Consider the following 22729-nt stretch of genomic DNA (forward strand, 5'->3'; position numbering starts at 1 on the left):
CTCCTTTTACACTGTCATAAATTCTTGCTGTAATAAATGAAAAACGGATATGAGTCGATCAATATGCTTAAACGTTGAATGTTGACTGAATGAAATACGGACAAAATTCTTAGCATTCGCAGTCGATTTGCCAATCGCAAGTAGAGAAGCTAATGGTTCCTGCTGATTTACATGACAGGCACTTCCCGTAGAAATAGCAATTCCGTGACGATTACATTGTAACATAACATATTGACCCTGTATGTTTGAAAACGTTAGTCCCATAATTCCAGGAAAATGAGAGTTGCCAAGGCCTTCTACTTCTATAAAAGGAGCAAGAGGCTCTAGGTTTTCCAGTAAGTACGATTTTAAGCGCTCATAATGGCTTTGAGCGGTCTTCATTTCTGCATATGCGTATTCAGCTGCTGCAGTAAAGGCAGCAATGCCCGCTGTATTTACAGTCCCAGGGCGAAAGCCTTTTTCATGAGTTGCTTTATGGTAAATAGGCTTCCAAGAAGAACTTGAATTCATGTATACCATTCCTACACCTTTTGGTCCGTAAATTTTATGACTAGAGACTGAGATGCTATCAGCTTTCAGCTTTTTAACATCAATAGGAAGCTTACCGAAAGATTGAACACAATCACAGTGAAAGAGAATTTCTTTTTCAGATAAAAAACGGCCAATATCCTCAACTGGTTGAATTGTACCGAGCTCATGATTGATGTGCTGAATAGCTACTAGCGCAGTGTCAGGTCGAATCGTCTTCTTTAAGTCGTCTACAGACACAGCGCCGTTTTGATCTACAGGTACGTAAGATAGGGTAAAGCCTTCTTTTTCGAGCTGCTGCAATGTATGAAGGACCGAAGAATGTTCAAGCTTCGTTGTCACTATATGTTTTCTTTCGTCATTTTTTCCTTTTAAAAGAGAATGAATAGCTAAGTAATTAGCTTCTGTTCCTCCGCTTGTAAAAAAAAGATCATCCTCTCGACAATTTACTAACAGGCTTAATTTTTTTCTGCATAGCATAAGTAAATTTTCCGCTTGTGTTCCAAGTGTGTGAAGACTGCTGGAGTTTCCATAATAGCTTGTTGCCGCTTCAGTATATACCTCAATTGCTTCTTGTCTCATTGGCGTTGTTGCTGCATAGTCCAGATAAATCATTTTCTCCCTCCGATAAAAAAACTTCTTGTCTTTCATTTAATAATATGTAAATATAGGTGTCAAGACACATGTAAATAAAGAGGTGTAAAATGTTAGAGGCGGATGTTTTAATTATTGGAAGCGGATTAGCAGCGTTTTCTGCAGCTTATGAACTGTGTCGTCATAACAGAGTTGTAATGGTAACGAAAGGGAAAATCGACCGCAATAACTCAGTTCTTGCTCAAGGCGGAGTAGCAGCTGCTATTGGAAGCAGCGATCACTGGAGTGAACATCTCTATGATACGTTGGTTGCGGGCAATAAGCATTGCAATGAACAAGCGGTACGCACTTTAGTGGAAGAAGGTGCGGCTGTAGTAAATGAATTGATTCATAAAGGAATGAAGTTTGATAAAAATCCAGATGGTACGCTGCATTTTGGAAAAGAAGGAGCCCATCGTGTCAATCGTATTCTGCATGCAGGTGGGGATGCAACAGGACAAGCGCTGTTCGCTTTTTTGAAAAAAGAAGTACTGCCATATATTACAGTGATTGAAAACGAAATGATTCAGCATTTAGTAACTGTAGATGGAACGTGCAGAGGCGCTATCGGACAAGGTAAAAACAACAAAATTACTATATATCATGCTCGTCAAACGGTTATTGCTACCGGAGGAATCGGCGCCTTGTACAAGCATACCTCTAACCAGCCGCTTGCGACAGGAGATGGGCTAGCGCTTGCGTACAGGGCTGGAGCAAAATTAGCGGACTTAGAATTTGTTCAGTTTCATCCGACGCTTTTGTATCAAAAGGAAGCGAAAGGTCTAGTATCCGAAGCGGTTCGAGGTGAAGGTGGCGTACTGGTAAATGAATGGAATGAACGCATAATGGAAGGCGTTCACCCCTTTAAGGATTTAGCACCGCGAGATGTTGTAGCAAGGACAATTTTTAATGAAATGAAAAAAGGAAGATCCGTATTTTTAGACATTGAAAAAGTGGCTCATTTCCAACAAAAATTTCCTACGATTACGGCACTGTGTCGGAAGTATAAAATTCAACTGGACAAAAAACGAATACCTGTTACTCCCGGCGCACATTTTTTAATGGGTGGAATTGAAGTAGATGGTTACGGACAAACAAGCGTTGAAGGATTGTATGCCGTTGGGGAAGTTTCTTCTACAGGCGTTCATGGAGCAAATCGTCTAGCAAGCAATTCATTGTTAGAGTGTCTTGTATTTGGAAAACGGACAGGGCGTCATATTTTACATAAAGCGAGAACGGTATCTCGTTATGTCCCCGTCCGTTACGTCTATAAAGGCATGCCTAAAATACTGCCTGCCACAAGACAAATTCAGCATAAAATGATGGATTGTGTAGGAATCATTCGTCATGAAAACGAATTGGCTACTATTGTGCATGAATTCACAAATTATCTGGATGGAATACCCCTTGATCAAGAAGTTATATATTCGAGGGAAGCTGCGACCATCTGCAATATGCTAACTGCAGGTCTGCTTATTGCAGAGTCCTCTCTTGCAAGAAAAGAAAGTAGAGGAGGTCATTACCGAAGTGACTTTCCGTATGAAAACCAAGAATGGGAGCATAAGCGAATTATTAAGCAGTCTGCTGCTTCAACAAAACAATCATTGATTTTATAAGCAAGGAAATCTAAAAAGAAAGGTGAAGGTAGCACAATGAACACGTTGAAATTACAAAAACTATTGCAGTCTTTTTTTATAGAAGACATTGGAGATGGAGATATAACCTGTGAAACTATTTTTTCTCCGTCTGACCAAGGGAAAGCTGCGTTCACGGCAAAGCAATCAGGTATTATCGCAGGAGTGGAATTGATTAAAGAAGGATTTCATTTAATAGACCCTGACGTGAAAGTGAATTTCGAGAAAAAAGATGGAGATGTTCTTAATCCTGGAGATAAAATAGCTACCGTTTCAGGACCCGTGCGATCTATTTTGACCGGTGAACGGGTAATCTTAAACTTACTTCAAAGAATGAGTGGCATTGCCACGATGACGCACAAAGCCGTAGCGCTGCTTGGCAGCTCACATACGCGCATATGTGACACGCGAAAAACAACGCCTGGTATGCGAATGTTAGAAAAGTATGCTGTTCGTGCTGGAGGAGGTTATAATCATCGTTTTGGATTGTACGATGGCGTCATGTTAAAAGATAACCATATTGCACATGCAGGATCTATTCTAGACGCTGTTGTGAAAGTAAGAGAGCAGGTTGGACATATGGTTAAGGTGGAAGTAGAAATTGAAAACAAAAGTCAATTGCTAGAAGCAATAGAGGCAGGAGCAGATGTCATTATGTTCGATAACTGTTCTCCAGAAGTCATTAAAGATTGGATACCACTGGTTCCCGCTCATATTGTCACAGAAGCATCCGGTGGAATTACGCTTGGCACGCTCCATTCTTTTAGAGACAGCGGAGTGGACTATATTTCACTTGGAGCTTTAACGCATTCAGCAGGGGCTATCGATATCAGCTTGGACTTATTAACAGAAAGGGGAACAGGAAATCATGAGTTTATTACAAACGCTTCAGCAGCAAACGCTGCCCGCTAAATATACGGAGCTCACAGAAAATGAAATGAAAAGAAGAGTACTAGAAATCAAGAAAAAGCTCGGAAGCAAATTGTTTCTGCTCGGCCACCATTATCAAAAAGACGAAGTGTACGAGTTTGCAGATGCGGTAGGAGACTCCTTACAGCTGGCTCAAATAGCAGCTGAAAATAGAGAAGCTGAGCATATTGTGTTTTGCGGCGTTCATTTCATGGCAGAAACAGCTGATATTTTAACTGCTGAAAATCAAAAAGTCATTTTACCCGATATGCGAGCTGGCTGTTCAATGGCTGATATGGCTACTATTCAGCAAACAGAAAAGGCATGGCCTGTCTTACAGGATCTTTTCGGAGATACAATTATTCCGCTTACGTATGTGAATTCTACAGCTGCAATTAAATCTTTTGTAGGCGAACATGATGGTGCAACAGTAACATCTTCAAATGCAAAAAATATGGTGGAGTGGGCATTTTCTAAAAAAGAGCGTATTCTCTTTTTACCAGATCAGCATTTGGGCAGAAACACAGCTTATGATTTAGGTGTTGGACTAGATGAAATGGCCATTTGGAATCCTATTGAAGAAATGCTTGAATATGAAGGCGATATAAACAACATCAAGGTGATTCTATGGAAAGGTCACTGTTCTGTGCACGAAAATTTCACGGTTAAAAATATTGATTATTTACGCGAGAAGCAGCCTGAGATGAATATTATTGTTCATCCGGAGTGTTCTTATGAAGTGGTGCAAAAATCAGATTATGCAGGTTCTACAAAATATATTATTGATACAATTGAAAAAGCTCCTTCAGGCTCTAAATGGGCCATTGGCACAGAAATGAACTTAGTAAAACGGATTATCAACAGTCATCCAGATAAAGAAATTGTTTCGCTTAATCCCTATATGTGTCCTTGTTTGACGATGAACCGAATTGATTTGCCTCACTTGCTGTGGGCTTTAGAAAGCATCGAAGAAGGAAAAGAAGTAAATCAAATCAAGGTGGATAAACATACAGCAGAAGGCGCTATCAAAGCCCTAACGAATATGTTAGAACGGGCATAAAGATTTTTAAGACAATTAAACAAAGAAGGTCTAAAAGAAGACTTATTGACATATTGTTTGTGTTGATAAGTCTTTTTTTCTTTATCATAAAAACTTGAACCAAACTGTGGGCAAAATGAATAAAAAAATGGTTCAAGGCATATCTTGTGATGAACAAACAGAACTTACTTTGATTTTGCACATATAGATGGCAGAGACTCTACTCGGGAGGGGAATGACGTTGAAAATCCATATCGTTCAAAAAGGGGATACCCTTTGGAAAATCGCTGAAAAGTATGGGGTTAATTTTGAAGAGTTAAAAAAAGCGAATTCTCAATTAAGCAATCCAGACATGATCATGCCTGGAATGAAAATTAAAGTGCCGACAAGCGGAGTGCCTGTTCAAAAAGAAGGAGCTCCTTCACCTGGGATAAAAGAAATGCCTAAAGTTCAACACCCTTATAGTGACCAATCCACAAAAGCTTATCCAGTAACGGAAATTGATGAAAGTCCAGATGAGAAAAAGTCAGCTAATCAGCCTGCTCAAACACCGTTTATGCAACCGATAAAAGAAGCACCAATTGCACAGCCAAAGAAAGAAGCACCGATTGCTCAACCGAAAAAGGAAGCGCCGATTGCGCAGCCAAAGAAAGAAGCGCCGGTCGCCCAGCCTAAAAAAGAAGCACCAATTGCGCAGCCTAAAAAAGAAATGCCAGTTGCGCCAAAGCTTCCTAAATTAAAGCCAATTGCACCTGAGATTGATATTAACAATTATTACACCGTTAATATGGCGATGCAGGCTCCAAAAAAAGAAGCGCCAAAAGAACTACCTAAGCATGAATCGCCAGAAAGTCCTGAGATGGAGAGTATAGAAATGCCTCCTCAAATGCCATGTTACCCAATCATGCCGATATCGCCTGTAATGCCAGGCTGCGGATTTAATTACATGCCGTGTCATCCGCCAATGTATGCACCGCAGCCATATCCAATGCCAATGTATCAACAGGCTCCAATGTATCATCACGGTTATGAAAACGAGTCGTTTGAAGAACATGCAATGGGTGCTCACATGGCACCGATGCCAATGTATCCAATGATGCCACACAGCTGCTATGGACCGGTACAATGTTCTCCTTGTCCGCCTCCATGGGGATATCAGCAGCCTGTTTATCCGGCCTATCATCAAGCACCGATGTATCCACAAGTGCAAGGAGCTATGACAGGTGGCCATTATGAAAGTTCTTCCGATGGTTTTGGAAACGCGCCTTACCATTATGGGCAGTACTATGCGCCACAGCAGCAAGGAGACTGCGGCTGCGGTGAACCAAGACCTGAAGACTATGCACCACAGCAGCCTTATCCACAGTACCAACAGCAGGTACCTTATGGCTTTCAGGACCCAAGGGCACCCTATCCAGCCCCATATGGCATGATTGGTGTACCTCCGTATCCTGCGTTTGATCCAAATGCATTTAGTATTCCAGAATACGATGAGTACGACGAAGATGAAGATTGATTATTATACACGAGACGATTTTAATTTAAATCGTCTCTTTCTCTATTTGAAAAAAAGAGATATTCACGTTGAGACCTATCGTATGAAAAAGCCTCATGTCATCATAGCGGATACGAATAAAGGAAAAAAAGTAATAAAAGCATACAGAGACAAAGGTAAAATTGAACATGTTTATCATTTTTTGTCTCAGATTCAACAAGGGTATGCTGTTAATTTCGAAGCTTACCCAGAAGGTGAACTTTATATAAAGGACCGTCATTTGTACTGGGCGATGATGCCTTTTGTTAAGCAAGTAAAAGAGGTAACGTATGAAAGTTTTCAGGATCGGGAAGAAGTATTACAAACATTGATCCGCTATCATGGAGAAGTTCATAAAAAGAAACTAGCCGCGTATACAAAGCTTTCTGAGTATGACCTTATTTTAAAATGGAAAAAGCGGCTTTCCTCTTTTCGGGAAACATCACATGTATTTAGGGAATTTAATCAATTTCATGTATATAAAGACATTGTGACTTGGGGAGAAAAAGCTTTAGTCTTAATGGAGCGCTTCAAAGATAGTGGGCTAAACTGTTCCATTATTCACGGTGACGTTGCTTCACATAATTTCTTGAAAACAAACCACTTGGGTATTGTTATGATTGATTTTGACTTATCGGCTAAAGCTCCTGCTCTCTATGACTATGTTCAGCTTGCCCAGCGCTTTTTGCCTTACATCCAGTGGTCGATGAAAGAACTACTTCAACATTCGAAAATAAAAGAATTAAGCAAGCAGCGTTTTTTTCTTGCTTCTTTGCTATTTCCATCGATGCTGATGAGAAACTGGAATATAAATGCCTCTGCTTTATCATGGGCAAACCGTCAAAGATTAATGCAGCAATCGGTTGAAGAATGGTCCCAGCGTACTCGGTTTTATCGAGTGATTTACCAGCACTTACAAAACCTACATGACATGTAAAGAGTTTATAAACACTTCATCGAATAAGAAACGGCTCGTCTTTTAATCCTAATAGTAAGCTCAGAGTAAATAGAGCTTAAATTAGGGGGCGATTATGTTGAATAGGTATGTAGCAACTTCTTTAGCTTTTGCATGTATGATGGGACTTGGCGCTTGCAATAACAAAGACCAAGGTATGGAACAGCGCTATACAGATACGACACAGCCTGTTGGCTATCATACAAATGAAAAAGCGAATGAACATCGCGTAGATAATCCGAAAGGTCCAATGACTGAAGTTTTAGATGGGAATGGAACACCTAATTATCCGTTAAACGTAAGTGATGGACGTTTTGACAATCCGACAAACCCTTATGGAAACATCAATAATACAAATGATCGTACAAATGGCGTTGCTAATATGTATTACGGTGAAGATTATCCAAGAGACTTTACGGAAAAAGTGGCTGATCGAGCTGCAAGCGTTAAAGGTGTAGAAAATAGCCGCGCCGTTGTCCGTGGAGATCAGCTATTAGTTGCTGTAGATCCGGCCAAAGACATAAATAACGGCCGTTTAAAACAAAACGTGCTGGATAAAGTAAAGCCTATTGCAAAGGACTACAATGTTCAAGTAAAAGTAGATCATGATGTATTTATGAACGCTCGTTCTCTTGATGACGATATTCGAAATGGAAAAGACCGAAATACGATTCAAACTAATTTCAACGGTCTATTTGAATCAGTTGATGAGAATGTCAATCATAAACATCGTTAAATGAAGAAGCAGCTGTCTGTGAAGGACGGCTGTTTTTTTGATGAGAAGACATATAAAAAAGCTGCCATTGAAGCCAGGCAGCTATTCCTCGAACATGTAACTATTAATTTTTCTTGTTAGAAGCAGATTTGCTTGTTGTTTTTGATTCCGCTTCTTCCTTTTGAGCATTAGTTTCATTTTGTTTGAGGCGACCTTCTCTTTTTTTCGTATCTGCTGGTGCCGTAGCGACACTCTTTGTATTTTTTACATTTTTTGCAGAAGAGCTTGTCTCATTAGCTTGTGTGTTTGGCTTCTCGTTGTTAGTTGTCTGACTATTATCGTATTCAGCTTCCACGTCGCTTGCTAGAGCTGCAGAAACTTGAGCGTAAGTATGGTCTGTATAGTTCATCATATTTTCGTATACTTCAGGGCTCGCGAGTCCATCAGGTTCTACGCTTGCTTCTTCTTTCTTAATCGTTTCAGTCCATTCTTTTGTTTCTTGAATAAGTTTTTTTCCTATAATTACTTCTTCAACAATAACTGGTCTTTTGGTTATTTCTACTCGTTCTTCCATGATTGGAACACGAATAATTTCATCTTCTGTAAGTGGCCCAGCGTTATAGTCTCCGTCAACTACAGGGCGACGTTCAATATAAAACTCTTCTCTCGTAACAGGAACGTGTACAGTTCTTTCTTCCTCTATTACTTTTTTGTGGAGTTTTACTTCACCGACTTGGACGCGTTCTTTTAAGACATCTAATTTTTCTTCACGTAGTTGGACGGCTCTATGCTCGTTGTGTTCCGTATAGGTTCCGTACGCTGGAGTTTGTTCAGAGCTTACGGCATCTATCAAGATTAGAATTTTACCAGCAGCTACATCTGTCTCGCACTGCACGGCTGAGAAGTCGGGTATGCCCATGCGGATTAATTTTGATTTCAAGCCGTTTCCTTGTTTGAGCCCCATGCCGCCTGTCATCATGGTAAAAAAGTTATCCATCATGACGCCAGCTAATGAACTTACGGCAGGTGAACCAGCTTCAATAATTACATTTGTATCGTGACCTATTTGAAATGTATTGCTTTTACTGTTAGAAATAACCATAATGTCTGTTTCTCGATAACCTTGACGCTTTAAATTGTGGATAACATCTAAAGCTTCTTTCTCTGAAAAAAAAGTTCCGACTACACGTTTATTCATTCTCATTACTTCAGCTCCCTTTTTTATGAAAATAGATAATAGAAGTCCTTACAATTACTTCCACTATGTACATACCCTGCGAAAATTTAATTAAAACGTTCAAGAGAAAATTTTACAAATAGTGTGCAAATGTAACAAATACTCCATGTTTTCTTAACATAATATCGTAAAAGGGATTTACTTCATAAAATAAGAGGATAAAAGAAAATAAGTAGGTCAAACTATTAGTGTAGATTTTCACAAAACCTTTTTAGATAATACTAAAAAGAGTATGATTAACGTGTGAGGTGAAGGTGAGTGAAGAGAGTCATTCATCAAGCAGCTTTTTTAATGTTAGTAAGTGTTGTGCTTTGTATAATGCCATACCGTGCAGATGCGAATGAAAAGGAGCCGATGACATTATTTCTTGAGCGCGTGTATGTGGATGGAGTCGTAAGTCAAGAAATGATCAAAAGCCCTTCTATGACAAAAAAACAATTAATGAAAAAATATAAAAATTGGCGACTGCTTAAAGAAACGGATCAAGAGCTAGTTTTTAGAACAAGCATAGACGATATTTCACCTATTTTAAAAGAGAACGGTTATGTAGGGCTTTCTGTTAACGGTATTCTCTCAGCATTTGAAGGCAAACCAGCTTCGTCGCAGCACATTATACAATCATTTTTTCAAATTGACATCAAAAGGCTTGAGAGCTATCAGCATGAACAATTAAAGAAAGGTATTCGCGTTCAATCAAAAGATGAATATCTTTCCCTCATTAATTTCTATAAAATCTATCAGCTCCAGCAGCGGCCGCTTTCGATCAAGCAGCCGTTTTTTAGTATGGTAAAATAATTATTGAATTCAACATTCTAAATTGCTTCTATTTGCTTTTGGCGATATGTTAAAATGGTATTCAGCAGTCTAGTATTGTATATATTTTAAAAGGTCATTCATCAGCACAAGTGGGCGGTTCTATTTTTTATAGATATTGTAAAATGGGTTGTCAAAGATGAAAAGAGGCAAACGTTCTCTTGAACGTCTTTTTAAAAAGCAACTTTAAAGGAAAATAGAGAACGATGCGGGCAGGATTCTTCGGAGAGAAAGTTGAAGGTCACTGCCCGCGCGTACGTGATTAAGGAGAGAGCTTATTGTTTGATTATATCAAAGGCACTGTTACATATATAAATCCTGAGTATGTAGTAATCGAAAACAACGGGATAGGCTATCAAGTCTTTACGCCGAATCCCTATGTATTTTCAATTGATGAACAGCCAAAGACGGTTTACACCTATCAATATGTAAGAGAAGATGTAATTGCACTTTACGGGTTTGCTTCTCGAGAACAAAAGGATTTATTTATGAAGTTAATTAGCGTGTCAGGAATCGGTCCAAAAGGCGGTTTAGCTATTTTAGCGTCAGGTAATCCAGCGCAGGTTGTCCAAGCTGTGGAAGAGGAAGACGAGAAGTTTTTAGTTAAGTTTCCAGGAGTAGGTAAAAAAACAGCTCGGCAGATGATTTTAGATTTAAAAGGAAAGCTGCATGATATTGTACCAGATGCTGTTCCTTCTCTATTTGCAGATTTGGACGCACAAGAAGTCAAATCTCAAAGTTCAGAAGCACTCGATGAAGCGATTGAAGCACTTAAAGTATTAGGTTATGCAGAAAGAGAAATCAAAAAAATTGTTCCGGCTTTAATGAAGGAAACGATGACAACGGATCAGTATATTAAAGAAGCGCTAAAACGATTATTGAAACAATAAGTAAGGGAGGAGTAAAATGGACGATCGTATTGTAACGGGAGATGTTCTTGGTGAAGAAGAAATCATCGAGCAAAGTTTGCGGCCGCAAACCTTACAGCAGTATATTGGTCAGCATAAAGTAAAATCCCATCTGGACATTTTTATTAAAGCTGCCAAAATGCGAAGCGAAACGTTAGATCACGTGCTCTTATATGGTCCTCCAGGATTGGGGAAAACAACCCTTGCTACTATTATCGCTAATGAAATGGGCGTGCAAATCCGAACGACCTCAGGGCCAGCCATTGAGCGTCCAGGCGACTTAGCCGCAGTTTTAACCAGCTTAGAGCCTGGAGATGTGCTTTTTATTGATGAAATTCATCGGTTAAATCGTTCGGTTGAAGAAGTACTATACCCAGCAATGGAAGATTTCTGTTTGGATATTGTTATTGGAAAAGGACCGAGTGCACGCTCCGTCCGTCTGGATTTGCCTCCGTTTACGCTAGTAGGTGCAACGACAAGAGCCGGGCTTTTATCTTCTCCTTTGCGTGATCGCTTCGGCGTTTTAAGCCGTTTAGAATATTACCAAGAAGAAGATCTTGCTTCGATAGTAGAAAGGACAGCCGCTATTTTAGATGTAGAGATTGATGAGAAAGCTACGTTTGAGATGGCTAGGCGTGCTAGGGGAACTCCGCGTATTGCGAATCGCTTGCTTCGAAGAGTCAGAGATTTTGCTCAGGTCAAAGGAGACGGAGCCATAACCGAAAGGCTTGCCAACGAAGCATTAGAAATGTTGCAGGTGGACCGTTTAGGTCTTGATCATATTGACCATAAATTATTAAGAGGGATTATCGAAAAATTTAGGGGCGGACCTGTAGGGTTAGACACAATATCGGCTACTATTGGTGAAGAGTCTCACACAATTGAAGACGTATACGAGCCGTATCTATTGCAAATCGGCTTTTTGCAGCGAACGCCCCGAGGACGAATTGTGACGCCTTTGGTCTATGATCATTTTCAGCTGGAGGTGCCTGAGCAGTGAATGATATGCCTAAGATGCTTATCACATTAGGGGGCATTTTAGTCGTCATTGGACTGTTATGGCAGTTCGTTGGCAAGCTTCCTGGCGATATTTTTATCAAAAAAGGAAATACAACCTTTTATTTCCCGATTGTGACATGTATTCTAGTAAGCGTTGTATTATCACTTATTTTTTATGTAATTGGCAAATTTAAATAATTAAGTAGAAACAGGTGAACATTTTGAAAGTAGATTTATTTGATTTTCATTTACCAGAAGAATTGATTGCCCAAACGCCGCTTGAGCAGCGAGATGCGTCAAGACTCATGGTATTAAACAAAGAAACAGGAAATGTGAAGCATCATATGTTTCATGACCTTCTTGATTATGTGCAAGAAGGAGATTGTTTAGTGTTAAACGACACGCGTGTTCTTCCTGCACGATTATTTGGGACAAAAGAAGATACAGGTGCTAATATTGAAGTATTGCTTTTAAAACAAACACAGGGCGATACGTGGGAGACGCTTGTAAAACCGGCTAAACGAGTAAAAGAAGGCACGGTTATTTCGTTTGGTGACGGACGTCTGACAGCTGTATGTAAAGAAACGAGCGACCAAGGCGGACGTTTGTTAGAATTCAACTATGAAGGCATCTTTTATGAGGTTCTAGAACAACTGGGAGAAATGCCGCTGCCGCCTTATATTAAAGAGCGCTTGGATGATCAAGAGCGCTACCAAACGGTTTTTGCTCGCGAACAAGGTTCTGCAGCAGCGCCAACAGCAGGTCTTCACTTTACAGAAGAGATGCTTGAACAGTTAAAAGAAAAAGGTGTGCATATTGCATTTTTAACGCTTCATGTTGGATTGGGTACATTCCGTCCAGTCAGTGTTGACGACTTAGAAGAGCACGATATGCACTCAGAGTTTTATCAAGTGAGTGAAGGAACCGCTGCTTTACTAAACAGCGTACGCGAAAAAGGCGGTCGTATTATTTCAGTAGGCACAACTTCTACCCGTACCCTTGAAACGATTGCAACTGAGCATAACGGCAAATTTGTTGCTTCTTCAGGATGGACCAATATTTTTATCTTCCCAGGGTATGAATTTAAAGCAATTGATGGAATGATTACAAATTTCCATCTTCCAAAATCTACGCTCATTATGCTTGTAAGTGCCTTAGCAGGAAGAGAAAACGTTATTTCTGCCTATGAACAAGCTGTAGCAGAGAAGTATCGTTTTTTCAGCTTCGGCGACGCGATGCTAATTTTGTAATTTAACATGAAAGGAATACATCAATGACAGCAATTCGTTACGAACATATAAAAACTTGTAAACAAACAGGAGCGCGTTTAGGGATTGTCCATACGCCTCACGGCTCATTTGAAACGCCTATTTTCATGCCAGTAGGCACATTAGCTACAGTAAAAACAATGTCTCCGGAAGATTTAAAAGCAATGGGGGCAGGCATTATTTTAAGTAATACGTATCATTTATGGCTTCGTCCAGGTCATGAAATTGTTAAAAAAGCGGGAGGCCTTCATAAATTTATGAACTGGGATCGTCCCATCTTAACGGATTCAGGCGGCTTCCAAGTTTTTAGCTTAAGTGATTTGCGCCGTATTGAAGAAGAAGGCGTTCATTTCCGCAACCATTTGAATGGAGACAAGCTTTTCTTATCTCCAGAAAAAGCGATGGACATCCAAAATGCGCTTGGGTCTGATATTATGATGGCATTTGATGAATGCCCACCTTATCCAGCAGAATATGACTACTTAAAACGTTCAGTTGAACGCACAAGCCGCTGGGCAGAGCGATGCCTTGAGGCTCACAGCCGCCCTCAAGACCAAGGTCTTTTTGGGATTGTTCAAGGCGGAGAGTTTGAAGATTTACGCCGTCAAAGTGCAGCTGATTTAGTTTCAATGGACTTCCCAGGTTATGCTGTGGGAGGGCTGTCAGTTGGAGAACCAAAAGATGTAATGAATCGTGTGCTTGAGTTTACGACGCCATATTTACCAACCGACAAACCACGTTATTTAATGGGAGTGGGATCACCTGACTCGTTAATTGATGGAGCGATTCGCGGGATTGATATGTTCGATTGCGTATTACCAACGCGTATTGCACGTAACGGAACGCTTATGACAAGCGAAGGTCGCCTTGTTGTTAAAAATGCAAAATATGCAGAAGACTTCGGTCCGATTGATCCAAACTGTGACTGCTACACGTGTCAAAATTATTCAAGAGCGTATATTCGCCACTTAATTCGTTGTAATGAAACGTTTGGAATTCGTTTAACATCTTACCATAACTTATATTTTCTGCTAAACTTAATGGAGCAAGTCCGTGAAGCCATTCGCGAAGACCGACTTGGCGATTTCCGCGATGAGTTCTTTGAAAAATATGGGTTTAACGGCCCGGACGCAAAGAATTTCTAGGTCACTACAGGAATTTTCATCAAATTTATGAATGAGTACCTGTTGATAATATAAATAAAAGGAGGAGTTTTCATGGGTGTTTTACAAAATATTTGGCCATTGCTTTTAATGTTTGTCATTTTCTATTTCTTGTTAATCCGTCCACAGCAAAAACGTCAAAAAAACGTACAGCAAATGCAATCAGCACTTAAAAAAGGTGATAAGGTTGTTACAATTGGCGGTATGCACGGTTTGGTAGATGCAATTGATGAGTCACAAGTTGTGGTTCGCAGCACTGACGGTTCAAAATTAACGTTTGACCGCAATGCTATTCGTGAAGTAAGAAGCGTAGATTAATAAAAAAACGTCACGTACATGTACGTGACGTTTTTTTATGCTTCTCGTGAACCGGCAATGTTTACGCCAACAATTCCCCCTAGAATAGCGACTCCAATAAATCCAGCGTGAAATAAGAGCTGCTGTGCAGAAAACAGGTGACTATAGCCGAGGAATTGTAGTAAAAACATTAAAAAAGAATAAGAAACACCAGTGGCTCCTCCAACGAGAAGTCCCTTTGAACCATTTCGGCCTCCCGCGATAAATCCTCCGATAAACAGTGTAATAAATGAGAGAATAAGTAAAAATAAACGTACGGATTGTTCTTCAAGCGATGTAAATTTTAAAATAAGCGAAAAGATAATGCTAATCGCTAAAGCCATCACTAAGATTGTTGCTACTCCTGCAAATACAGCGTTGCTCATTCGTTTTGCACCCAACTTGTTTCCCCCTCATGAAATAAAAAGATAGGTGAACCCTTAGTACGAGCATATTCGGGATGACTTCAAAATAGACGCATAAAAGTAAGGCTATTTTAAAATAAATGGTACAAACTACAAGGGAATACATAAAGGAGGTCTTTGCAGTGGAACTATTGATCATGGTTGCGCGAACCGTTCTTTTATATGTAGTAGTTTTAATTATTTTTCGCGTTATGGGCAAAAGGGAAATAGGGGAGCTGAGCATATTGGATTTAGTGGTCTTTATTATGATTGCTGAAATGGCAGTAATGGCTATTGAAAATCCAAAAGATCCTTTGCTGCATTCAATTCTTCCGATGTTAACGCTTCTTATTATTCAAATCGGCTTAGCTATATGGTCTCTTAAAAGCAATCGAATGCGAAATTTTATTGATGGCAAACCTAGCATTATCATTGAAAATGGAAAAATAAACGAACATGAAATGAAAAGGCAGCGATATAACTTCAATGATTTGCTCGTGCAGCTGCGAGATAAAAATATAAAAAATGTAGCTGATGTTGAATTTGCCATTTTAGAATCTTCAGGAAGGCTATCCGTGTTTCAAAAAGATCAGCAATCAGGCGAAAAAGGCAATTTGAATTTGCCTTTTATCATTGACGGCATTATTCAAGAAGAGCATCTGCTGCATGAACATAAAACAACGGAGTGGTTAAGGACAGAACTGACAAAACGTGGGTATTCAAACTTAGATAAAATTTCATATTGCAGCTATGACAACGGAAAGTTTTTTATAGATTTAGTAGATGTAAAACAATAAAACGCGGATTGCTCCGCGTTTTATTTTCGTTTAAAATAGCGTAAAACAGAAAAACGGTTTAATTCTTCCTTTGTTATCAGTCTAAAAAGCAGCAAAAACAGTACGTATACAACGCTTGTCAGTGCAATTGATAAAACGGTTCGTAAGCTCAAAGGGATGGAAGTGAAAAGGTTCATATAAGCAAAGTGTCCGATAAAACCTGATATTCCCATTACAGCAAAACTGCGGAGATACTCAAACACATGAAGCTTATACGTAATTTTTTTCATGACGGTAGACAGGTGTAAAAGAGTGACAAGCATCATTCCCACAACAATTGCAAGGCCAGCTCCCATAATACCTAGATTTGGCTGAGTTGCGAGTAAGAAGATAAGAGATGTTTTGACCGCTGCTCCTATAAAACTGTTAATCATGGCGGCTTTTGCAAGGTCTAGCGCCTGCAGAACAGCTTGAAGCGGCCCTTGAAAGTAATAAAAGATAAAAAAAGGCGCCATGACTTTGACAAAAATAGCAGCTTTGTCAGAACCATACATCAATTCCATTACCGGATTAGCAAATACATAAAGAACAACAACAGCCAGCCCGCCTGTTACAAACGACAAGCGGAGAGCTTGATGAAGCCGATATTCGATTTGCTTCATTTGATTCTGTGCAAGAGATTCACTGATTGCGGGAACCAAAGACGTGGATAGAGACACCGTTACAAAAGAAGGCAACATCAGGAGAGGGAGTGCAAAGCCTGTTAATTCTCCGTACTGCTTCGTTGCTACCGCTGTCGCTACTCCTGCGATTGCTAAACTTTGAGCTACTACAATCGGTTCTAAAAACCAAGAAATTGACCCAATCATGCGGCTTCCTGTCGTGGGAAGAGCGATTCGCATTAAGTCAAGGAACGTATCTTTGCCTGCATGTAAAGAAGCAAAAAATTTTCGTCTTACCGTTATTTTCTTCTTTCGCTTGAACATAAACACCATATAAAACAGTGAAGCTAGTTCTCCAAATACGGAAGAGAGCATAGCGCCAGCCGCAGCGTACTCAATTCCATAAGGCAAAAATGCTTTTGTACATACGGCAATTAACGTAATGCGCACCACTTGTTCGATAATTTGAGAATAAGCGGCAGGCTTCATTTGCTGCTTTCCTTGAAAATATCCGCGGATGACAGACGAGACGGCGATGATTGGAATAACTGGAATAATCGCAAGCAGCGGATAGATCGTACGTGAATCTGTAAAGAAGGTTTTTGCTACAACGGGAGCGAATAATATTAGTCCGAGCGTAAATAAAACGCTCAGCGTACACGTAATACTTAAAGAGACGACAAGTATTTTTTTTATTCTATGCCTGTCACCTAAAGCTTCTGCTTCTGCCACTAACTTGGATATGGCAACCGGTAGCCCAAGCTGTGTTAAGGTGATTACTAATACCAGCGTGGGGACCGCCATCATATAAAGTCCCACACCTTCGTCTCCAATCATTCGAGCCACCACAATTCGATTGACAAACCCGAGTACACGTGTAATTAAGCCAGCAATTATTAAAATAATAGTTCCCTGTAAAAATTTAGACATATACTCACTGCTTTCTTGAGGTTTATACAGTGAATATATGCGCCCCCGGTGTCCAAGCATGACAAGTATTCCTCATACGAGAAAGAAATTTTACGCAAAATGTCAAACGGAAAGGAGGATCGATATGACACATCCATTTATTTCAGCTTCGAAAGAACTTATACAGCCTGTCTTATCCAGCAAAATGGAAGAATTTCATATGCTTGGATATGAAGAAGTAACGGAGAACGATTTATTGAGTTATTTGGAAATGAAAAAATGGAAAAAAGAAAAGGAGCTATCTCTCCATCAAGTGGTAAATGATATTTTATCTGTTAAGATCACGCAGGTAATGAGCTATGTAACAATTGAATCTTATAAATCTGATATGTTCTCAAGTGTTAATAATGGAGAAGACTGGAAAGAATTATTAAAGTAAAGTTTGTAAACTACATGTATTAAAATTTAATAAGGTCTTTATTTGACAGACATTAGGTTATGAATGATAATTAGATTGGTCATTTATCTATTGTTATCATTTCATGTTTTTTACATAAGAAGGAGGATTTTCTGTCGATGGTTAAAAGAGGACGTATCGTTGCCTTTTTCCTCTTAGTACTGCTTGTGTTTAGTACAATCGGAACAACGATGACTGGAATTACAAAAGACATTAAACTTGGCCTCGACCTTCAAGGTGGATTTGAAATTTTATATAAAGTCAGTCCAGCTAAAAAAGGCGATGTCATTGACAAAAAAGCACTTAACAGCACGGTTGAAGCTCTGCGTCAACGTGTCGATGTACTGGGAGTTAGTGAGCCCAGCATTCAAATTGAAGGAAACGACCGCATCCGCGTTCAGCTAGCTGGTGTCACGAATCAAAAGCAAGCCAGGGATCTGTTATCAACTCAAGCAAACTTAACGTTCCGCGACGTGAACGATAAGGTGCTGATGGATGGTACAGACTTAGCGCAAGGCGGAGCAAAGCAATCGTTTGACCAAAGCAATCAGCCTAGCGTCTCACTAAAGTTAAAAAATGCGAAAAAATTTGAAAAGATCACGCGAGAGCTTTCTCAAAAACCAGCACCTAACAATTTAATTGTCATTTGGCTGGATTATGAAGAAGGAAAAGACTCGTATCAAAAAGAAGCGACAAAACAAAATCCGAAGTATCTATCTGCAGCCTCTGTTAGCAGCGTGTTAACACAGCCAGATGTTGAGATTTCAGGTGGCAACTTCACAGTGAAAAGCGCAACGCAGCTGGCGGAATTGCTAAATGCCGGATCGCTGCCGGTTAAATTAGATGAGCTATACTCTACATCCGTTGGAGCACAGTTTGGAGAAGAAGCCCTTCACACGACTATATTAGCGGGTATTATCGGCATCGGAATTATCTTCCTTTACATGCTGTTTTTCTATCGTTTACCGGGGCTTATTGCCGTTATTACACTCAGTTTTTATATCTACTTAAACTTAGTGGTATTTGACTGGATGCACGTGGTCATGACGCTTCCAGGTATTGCGGCTCTTATTCTAGGCGTAGGTATGGCAGTAGATGCGAATATCATTACCTACGAGCGGATTAAAGATGAACTGAAAACAGGGAGATCCGTTATATCGGCTTACCGGGCAGGAAATCGTCGTTCACTTGCGACCATTTTTGATGCTAATATTACAACGATGTTAGCGGCTCTTGTATTATTCTTTTATGGTCAAAGTTCAGTAAAAGGATTTGCCACAACGTTAATGATCGGGATTGTGCTAAGCTTTGTAACTGCTGTTTATGGTACTCGTTTACTAATGAGTCTCTTAGTAAACAGCCGCTGGTTTGATAAAAAACCAGGTTACTTTGGCGTGAAGAAAGAGCAAATTCACGATTTGAGCAAAGATGATGGCACAACCGTGTTACCTACAGCGTGGGATAAAATTGACTTTGTTAAATACCGTAAAGCATTTTTTACGTTCTCAAGCGTGCTCGTCATTATCGGTATTATCTCGGTTGCTGTGTTCAGGCTGAACCTCGGTATTGACTTTACGAGCGGAACTCGCATAGAGATTCCGGCAAATCATACCGTTACGCAGGCTGAGATACAGCGCGAAATGAAGTCTCTTGATATCGAAACGGATGACGTAGTTATTACAGGAAAAAGTAATGATACGGGTGTCGTACGTGTAGTTGGGGTCTTGAATAAAAAAGAAATTGCGAATTTAAAAGATCACTTTAAAGATAAATACGGTTCTGAACCAAATGTAAGCACCGTTTCACCGACAGTTGGAAAAGAACTGGCGAAAAATGCGATGCTTGCAATTGTAATTGCTTCAATCGGAATTATCATTTATGTAACGATTCGATTTGAATTTTACATGGCGCTTGCAGCCGTGCTTGCCCTGTTGCATGATGCGTTCTTTATCGTTACGGTCTTCAGCTTAACGAAGTTAGAAGTTGATTTAACGTTTATCGCTGCAGTCTTGACGATTGTTGGTTACTCAATTAACGATACGATTGTTACGTTTGACCGCATTCGTGAAAATATGCAGAAATTTAAATCCAAAACGTTTGACGATTTGGCGTTTATCGTAAATCTAAGTTTGCGTGAAACGTTTACTCGCTCAATGAACACCGTGTTAACAGTTGTAATTGCAGTTGTAGCACTTCTTCTATTCGGAAGTGAATCGATTCAAAACTTCTCAATTGCCCTGTTAGTAGGCTTAGTCCTTGGTGCATATTCATCTGTGTTTATTGCTGCTCAGCTATGGCTTGTGTGGAAAGGAAAACAGTTGAAGCGTGAGGAACAAAAAGAAGTAGAAAGCAAGTAATTCAAAAACGTGCGAAGTATTCGCACGTTTTTTTTGTGCATAAAAATTCAAGACGTACTGTCAGAAAAATATGCTTATTTTCTTTCGTTGCTCCATTTCATCCACTCTAGTATAATAATGTGGGTTAAGGGGTGAAGAGACATGTTACAGTCAAAAAAACGTTGGAATGTTCAAGAATGTGATGAACAACTTGTTAATGAATTTGTAGAAAACCTCAATATTACACCTCTAGTAGCTTCGTTATTACTTAATAGAGGCATGACAACAGTAGAAGCGGCGCGTGAGTTTTTACACGTTGATGCACAAACGTTCCACGATCCGTTTTTATTGCACGATATGGACAAAGCAGTAGCTCGTATTCAGCAAGCAATTGATCATAATGAAAAAATTATGATCTATGGAGATTACGATGCTGACGGCGTCAGCAGCACTTCTGTTATGTTATCTGCTTTACAGCAGCTTGGCGCTGATGTTGATTTTTATATTCCTAATCGCTTTACAGAAGGTTATGGGCCGAATAAGGCGGCATTTGATAAAATAAGCGCAGGCGGCTATCAGCTGGTGATTACGGTAGACACAGGTATTTCGGCAGTCGAAGAAACTGCGTATGCACGTGAACTAAACTTTGATTTAATTATTACTGATCACCACGAGCCGGGGCCGGTTTTACCGGATGCTTATGCAATTATTCATCCAAAGCTGCCGGGAAGTACATATCCATTTAAAGAACTGGCAGGTGTAGGAGTCGCTTTTAAACTCGCTCATGCGCTGTTAGGGGAGCTTCCGGAACATTTGTTAGAACTAGCAGTAATTGGGACGATTGCTGACTTGGTTCCTTTAGTCGACGAAAACCGCTTAATTGCTCGCAAAGGTCTTGACTATCTCAAGCTTACGAAGCGCACCGGAATTGAAGCGCTGCTGAGCGTATGTGGAGTAAAACGTGAAGAAATTAATGAGGATACAATCGGATTTGCGATGGCTCCTCGCATTAATGCAGTAGGACGTCTCCAAGATGCCGATCCAGCTGTTCATTTGCTTATGACGACAAATGCTGAAGAGGCAAAAGGTTTAGCTAAAGAAATTGATGCGTTAAACAAGGAAAGGCAGCAAATCGTAAACGATATTACAGAAGAAGCCGTTGAATTTGTGGAAGGTATGTATCCTCCAGATGAAAACAGCGTTCTTATCGTAGAGGGAGAAGGATGGAATGCAGGCGTTGTTGGAATTGTCGCTTCTAGGCTCGTAGAAAAGTTCTACAGACCAACAATTGTATTAAGTATTGACTCTGAAAATCGTATTGCCAAAGGTTCAGCAAGAAGTATCGAAGGCTTTGACTTATTCGCGAACTTATCTAAATGCCGTGACATTCTGCCGCATTTTGGAGGGCACCCAATGGCAGCCGGCATGACATTAAACAGCGATGATGTAGAAGAACTGCGCAGACGCCTTAATGAACAAGCAAGCAACGTGTTAACTCAACAGGATTTTATTCCAATTACATCAGTTGATACAGTATGTACCACAGAGGAGATCACGCTGGAAAACATTGAACAAATGAGTGCGCTTGCTCCATTTGGTATGCATAACCCGAAGCCAAAAGTTCTCATTAAAGATGTTCATACAACATCTATGCGGAAAATTGGTGCTAATAAAAATCATTTAAAACTTGTATTTGAAGACAGCGGTGTATCGGTTGATGCAGTAGGATTTGGGTTAGGCTATATATTAGATGAAGTATCTCCTATAGCTAAAGTATCATTAGTAGGTGAACTATCTATTAATGAGTGGAACAATATGCGCAAGCCGCAGCTGATGGTGGAAGATATTTCTGTAGATGAATGGCAGATGTTTGATTATCGCAGTGCAGTTGATGTCAAACGTTTCTTTCAGCAGGTGTTTACGGATCAAATGAAAGTTGTTGCTTTTCACGCTTCAACAATTGATAAATACAAGTCGCTGCTGCCGATGGAGCATGTTGTTCTTATTCAAAATGAAGAACAGGCAAAAGCATGTGTGTTTGCAGAGGAACAGATCGTTTTATTAGATTTGCCTCCTTCACAAAAGTGGCTTGAATGTTTATTTGTTCAAGGTATCCCTTCTAGAATATACGCTATTTTCTTAACGGAAGAAGACCATTATTTTGATACAATCCCAACTCGCGATCATTTTAAATGGTTTTACGGCTTTTTAGCGAAAAAGGGTCCATTTGATTTAAAACGCTACAAAGAAGATCTAGCGATTCATAAGGGCTGGTCAAAAGAAACAATTGATTTTATGGCAAAGGTGTTTTTTGAGTTAGAATTTGTTACAATAAACAATGACTTAATTTCGTTAGTGAAAAATTCTGCGAAACGTGATTTAATAGAATCTGCGACTTATCGCCAAAAGCAGCAGCAGATTGAAATAGAAAAAAACTTTATTTATACGTCATATGTACAGCTTAAAAATCAATTTCAAGATATTTTTAAGCGTTCGATTGAATGAGGAGGCAAC

The 22729-nt window shown here is 39.8% G+C and carries 21 protein-coding genes; 17 read left to right on the top strand and 4 right to left on the bottom strand.

Annotated elements, in window-relative coordinates:
* Positions 1-6: 6 nt before the first annotated feature.
* Complete coding sequence (locus tag MMB69_RS01255) at positions 7-1143, bottom strand: IscS subfamily cysteine desulfurase (RefSeq protein WP_277447037.1); 1137 nt, start codon at positions 1141-1143, stop codon at positions 7-9.
* Positions 1144-1232: 89 nt separating this feature from the next.
* Between MMB69_RS01255 and nadB the strand changes: the two genes are divergently transcribed.
* The 6 genes from nadB (at position 1233) to MMB69_RS01285 (ending at position 7968) form a co-directional block, all read left to right on the top strand.
* Complete coding sequence (nadB, locus tag MMB69_RS01260) at positions 1233-2777, top strand: L-aspartate oxidase (RefSeq protein ID WP_277447038.1); 1545 nt, start codon at positions 1233-1235, stop codon at positions 2775-2777.
* Between the two features lie 36 nt (positions 2778-2813).
* Positions 2814-3707, top strand: a complete 894-nt coding sequence (nadC, locus tag MMB69_RS01265) for a carboxylating nicotinate-nucleotide diphosphorylase (RefSeq protein WP_277447039.1) — start codon at positions 2814-2816, stop codon at positions 3705-3707.
* A complete protein-coding gene (nadA, locus tag MMB69_RS01270; RefSeq protein ID WP_277447040.1) occupies positions 3664-4764 on the top strand; it encodes a quinolinate synthase NadA in 1101 nt (366 codons plus the stop codon). Before nadC ends, nadA begins: the two co-directional genes overlap by 44 nt.
* 214 nt (positions 4765-4978) lie before the next feature.
* The gene (safA, locus tag MMB69_RS01275; protein ID WP_221784623.1) at positions 4979-6259 is read left to right on the top strand and encodes a SafA/ExsA family spore coat assembly protein; all 1281 of its coding nucleotides are present in this window, start codon (positions 4979-4981) and stop codon (positions 6257-6259) included.
* Positions 6249-7214: a phosphotransferase gene (locus tag MMB69_RS01280; RefSeq protein WP_277447041.1), complete on the top strand. Its 966-nt coding sequence runs from the start codon at positions 6249-6251 to the stop codon at positions 7212-7214. The genes safA and MMB69_RS01280 overlap by 11 nt, the downstream gene beginning before the upstream one ends.
* 94 nt (positions 7215-7308) lie before the next feature.
* Positions 7309-7968 (top strand): YhcN/YlaJ family sporulation lipoprotein, encoded by a 660-nt coding sequence (locus tag MMB69_RS01285; RefSeq protein ID WP_013059324.1) that lies wholly within the window; start codon positions 7309-7311, stop codon positions 7966-7968.
* A gap of 103 nt (positions 7969-8071) precedes the next feature.
* Here the strand turns inward: MMB69_RS01285 and MMB69_RS01290 are convergent, their stop codons facing one another.
* On the bottom strand, positions 8072-9151 hold the full coding sequence (locus tag MMB69_RS01290) for a YsnF/AvaK domain-containing protein (RefSeq protein ID WP_264408589.1): 1080 nt from the start codon (positions 9149-9151) through the stop codon (positions 8072-8074).
* A 291-nt stretch (positions 9152-9442) separates the two neighbouring features.
* On the opposite strand from MMB69_RS01290, the gene MMB69_RS01295 reads away from it, so the two are divergent.
* The 7 genes from MMB69_RS01295 (at position 9443) to yajC (ending at position 14653) form a co-directional block, all read left to right on the top strand.
* Complete coding sequence (locus tag MMB69_RS01295) at positions 9443-9979, top strand: BofC C-terminal domain-containing protein (protein WP_221784621.1); 537 nt, start codon at positions 9443-9445, stop codon at positions 9977-9979.
* A gap of 296 nt (positions 9980-10275) precedes the next feature.
* Positions 10276-10887, top strand: a complete 612-nt coding sequence (ruvA, locus tag MMB69_RS01300) for a Holliday junction branch migration protein RuvA (RefSeq protein WP_013059321.1) — start codon at positions 10276-10278, stop codon at positions 10885-10887.
* Between the two features lie 16 nt (positions 10888-10903).
* Positions 10904-11905: a Holliday junction branch migration DNA helicase RuvB gene (ruvB, locus tag MMB69_RS01305; RefSeq protein WP_221784620.1), complete on the top strand. Its 1002-nt coding sequence runs from the start codon at positions 10904-10906 to the stop codon at positions 11903-11905.
* Positions 11902-12102 carry a DUF2905 domain-containing protein gene (locus MMB69_RS01310; RefSeq protein ID WP_013059319.1) on the top strand — a complete coding sequence of 67 codons (201 nt, stop codon included), beginning with the start codon at positions 11902-11904 and terminating at the stop codon, positions 12100-12102. The genes ruvB and MMB69_RS01310 overlap by 4 nt, the downstream gene beginning before the upstream one ends.
* 23 nt (positions 12103-12125) lie before the next feature.
* Entirely contained in the window at positions 12126-13154 is a 1029-nt protein-coding gene (gene queA, locus MMB69_RS01315) for a tRNA preQ1(34) S-adenosylmethionine ribosyltransferase-isomerase QueA (RefSeq protein ID WP_025750588.1), read from the top strand.
* A gap of 23 nt (positions 13155-13177) precedes the next feature.
* Positions 13178-14317, top strand: coding sequence for a tRNA guanosine(34) transglycosylase Tgt (gene tgt, locus MMB69_RS01320; RefSeq protein WP_013059317.1), 1140 nt, complete (start codon positions 13178-13180; stop codon positions 14315-14317).
* 72 nt (positions 14318-14389) lie between these two features.
* A complete protein-coding gene (yajC, locus tag MMB69_RS01325) occupies positions 14390-14653 on the top strand; it encodes a preprotein translocase subunit YajC (protein ID WP_013059316.1) in 264 nt (87 codons plus the stop codon).
* A 35-nt stretch (positions 14654-14688) separates the two neighbouring features.
* Here yajC and MMB69_RS01330 read toward each other — a convergent pair whose 3' ends face one another.
* The gene (locus MMB69_RS01330; RefSeq protein WP_013085105.1) at positions 14689-15072 is read right to left on the bottom strand and encodes a TIGR04086 family membrane protein; all 384 of its coding nucleotides are present in this window, start codon (positions 15070-15072) and stop codon (positions 14689-14691) included.
* Positions 15073-15218: 146 nt separating this feature from the next.
* Between MMB69_RS01330 and MMB69_RS01335 the strand changes: the two genes are divergently transcribed.
* On the top strand, positions 15219-15872 hold the full coding sequence (locus tag MMB69_RS01335; RefSeq protein WP_481861851.1) for a DUF421 domain-containing protein: 654 nt from the start codon (positions 15219-15221) through the stop codon (positions 15870-15872).
* A 20-nt stretch (positions 15873-15892) separates the two neighbouring features.
* Here MMB69_RS01335 and spoVB read toward each other — a convergent pair whose 3' ends face one another.
* Positions 15893-17503 (bottom strand): stage V sporulation protein B, encoded by a 1611-nt coding sequence (gene spoVB / locus MMB69_RS01340; protein WP_264408587.1) that lies wholly within the window; start codon positions 17501-17503, stop codon positions 15893-15895.
* A gap of 64 nt (positions 17504-17567) precedes the next feature.
* Between spoVB and MMB69_RS01345 the strand changes: the two genes are divergently transcribed.
* The 3 genes from MMB69_RS01345 to recJ all read left to right on the top strand — a co-directional run bounded on the left by MMB69_RS01345 (position 17568) and on the right by recJ (position 22720).
* Positions 17568-17861, top strand: coding sequence for a post-transcriptional regulator (locus tag MMB69_RS01345; protein WP_025750585.1), 294 nt, complete (start codon positions 17568-17570; stop codon positions 17859-17861).
* A gap of 137 nt (positions 17862-17998) precedes the next feature.
* The gene (gene secDF / locus MMB69_RS01350; protein ID WP_257041500.1) at positions 17999-20236 is read left to right on the top strand and encodes a protein translocase subunit SecDF; all 2238 of its coding nucleotides are present in this window, start codon (positions 17999-18001) and stop codon (positions 20234-20236) included.
* Positions 20237-20377: 141 nt separating this feature from the next.
* Positions 20378-22720: a single-stranded-DNA-specific exonuclease RecJ gene (recJ, locus tag MMB69_RS01355; protein ID WP_277447045.1), complete on the top strand. Its 2343-nt coding sequence runs from the start codon at positions 20378-20380 to the stop codon at positions 22718-22720.
* Positions 22721-22729 lie beyond the last annotated feature (9 nt).

Source organism: Priestia sp. P5 (assembly GCF_029522155.1).
Taxonomy (GTDB): Bacteria; Bacillota; Bacilli; order Bacillales; family Bacillaceae_H; genus Priestia; species Priestia megaterium_E.

Bases quoted from the DNA above. Each gene is read 5' to 3' on its own strand.
- ruvB (WP_221784620.1), top strand. From the start codon at position 10,904: ATGGACGATCGTATTGTAACGGGAGATGTTCTTGGTGAAGAAGAAATC.
- nadA (WP_277447040.1), top strand. From the start codon at position 3,664: ATGAGTTTATTACAAACGCTTCAGCAGCAAACGCTGCCCGCTAAATAT.
- MMB69_RS01255 (WP_277447037.1), bottom strand. From the start codon at position 1,143: ATGATTTATCTGGACTATGCAGCAACAACGCCAATGAGACAAGAAGCA.
- yajC (WP_013059316.1), top strand. From the start codon at position 14,390: ATGGGTGTTTTACAAAATATTTGGCCATTGCTTTTAATGTTTGTCATT.
- nadB (WP_277447038.1), top strand. From the start codon at position 1,233: ATGTTAGAGGCGGATGTTTTAATTATTGGAAGCGGATTAGCAGCGTTT.
- nadC (WP_277447039.1), top strand. From the start codon at position 2,814: ATGAACACGTTGAAATTACAAAAACTATTGCAGTCTTTTTTTATAGAA.
- MMB69_RS01345 (WP_025750585.1), top strand. From the start codon at position 17,568: ATGACACATCCATTTATTTCAGCTTCGAAAGAACTTATACAGCCTGTC.
- spoVB (WP_264408587.1), bottom strand. From the start codon at position 17,503: ATGCTTGGACACCGGGGGCGCATATATTCACTGTATAAACCTCAAGAA.
- safA (WP_221784623.1), top strand. From the start codon at position 4,979: ATGACGTTGAAAATCCATATCGTTCAAAAAGGGGATACCCTTTGGAAA.
- recJ (WP_277447045.1), top strand. From the start codon at position 20,378: ATGTTACAGTCAAAAAAACGTTGGAATGTTCAAGAATGTGATGAACAA.
- tgt (WP_013059317.1), top strand. From the start codon at position 13,178: ATGACAGCAATTCGTTACGAACATATAAAAACTTGTAAACAAACAGGA.
- secDF (WP_257041500.1), top strand. From the start codon at position 17,999: ATGGTTAAAAGAGGACGTATCGTTGCCTTTTTCCTCTTAGTACTGCTT.
- MMB69_RS01280 (WP_277447041.1), top strand. From the start codon at position 6,249: ATGAAGATTGATTATTATACACGAGACGATTTTAATTTAAATCGTCTC.
- MMB69_RS01290 (WP_264408589.1), bottom strand. From the start codon at position 9,151: ATGAGAATGAATAAACGTGTAGTCGGAACTTTTTTTTCAGAGAAAGAA.
- MMB69_RS01285 (WP_013059324.1), top strand. From the start codon at position 7,309: ATGTTGAATAGGTATGTAGCAACTTCTTTAGCTTTTGCATGTATGATG.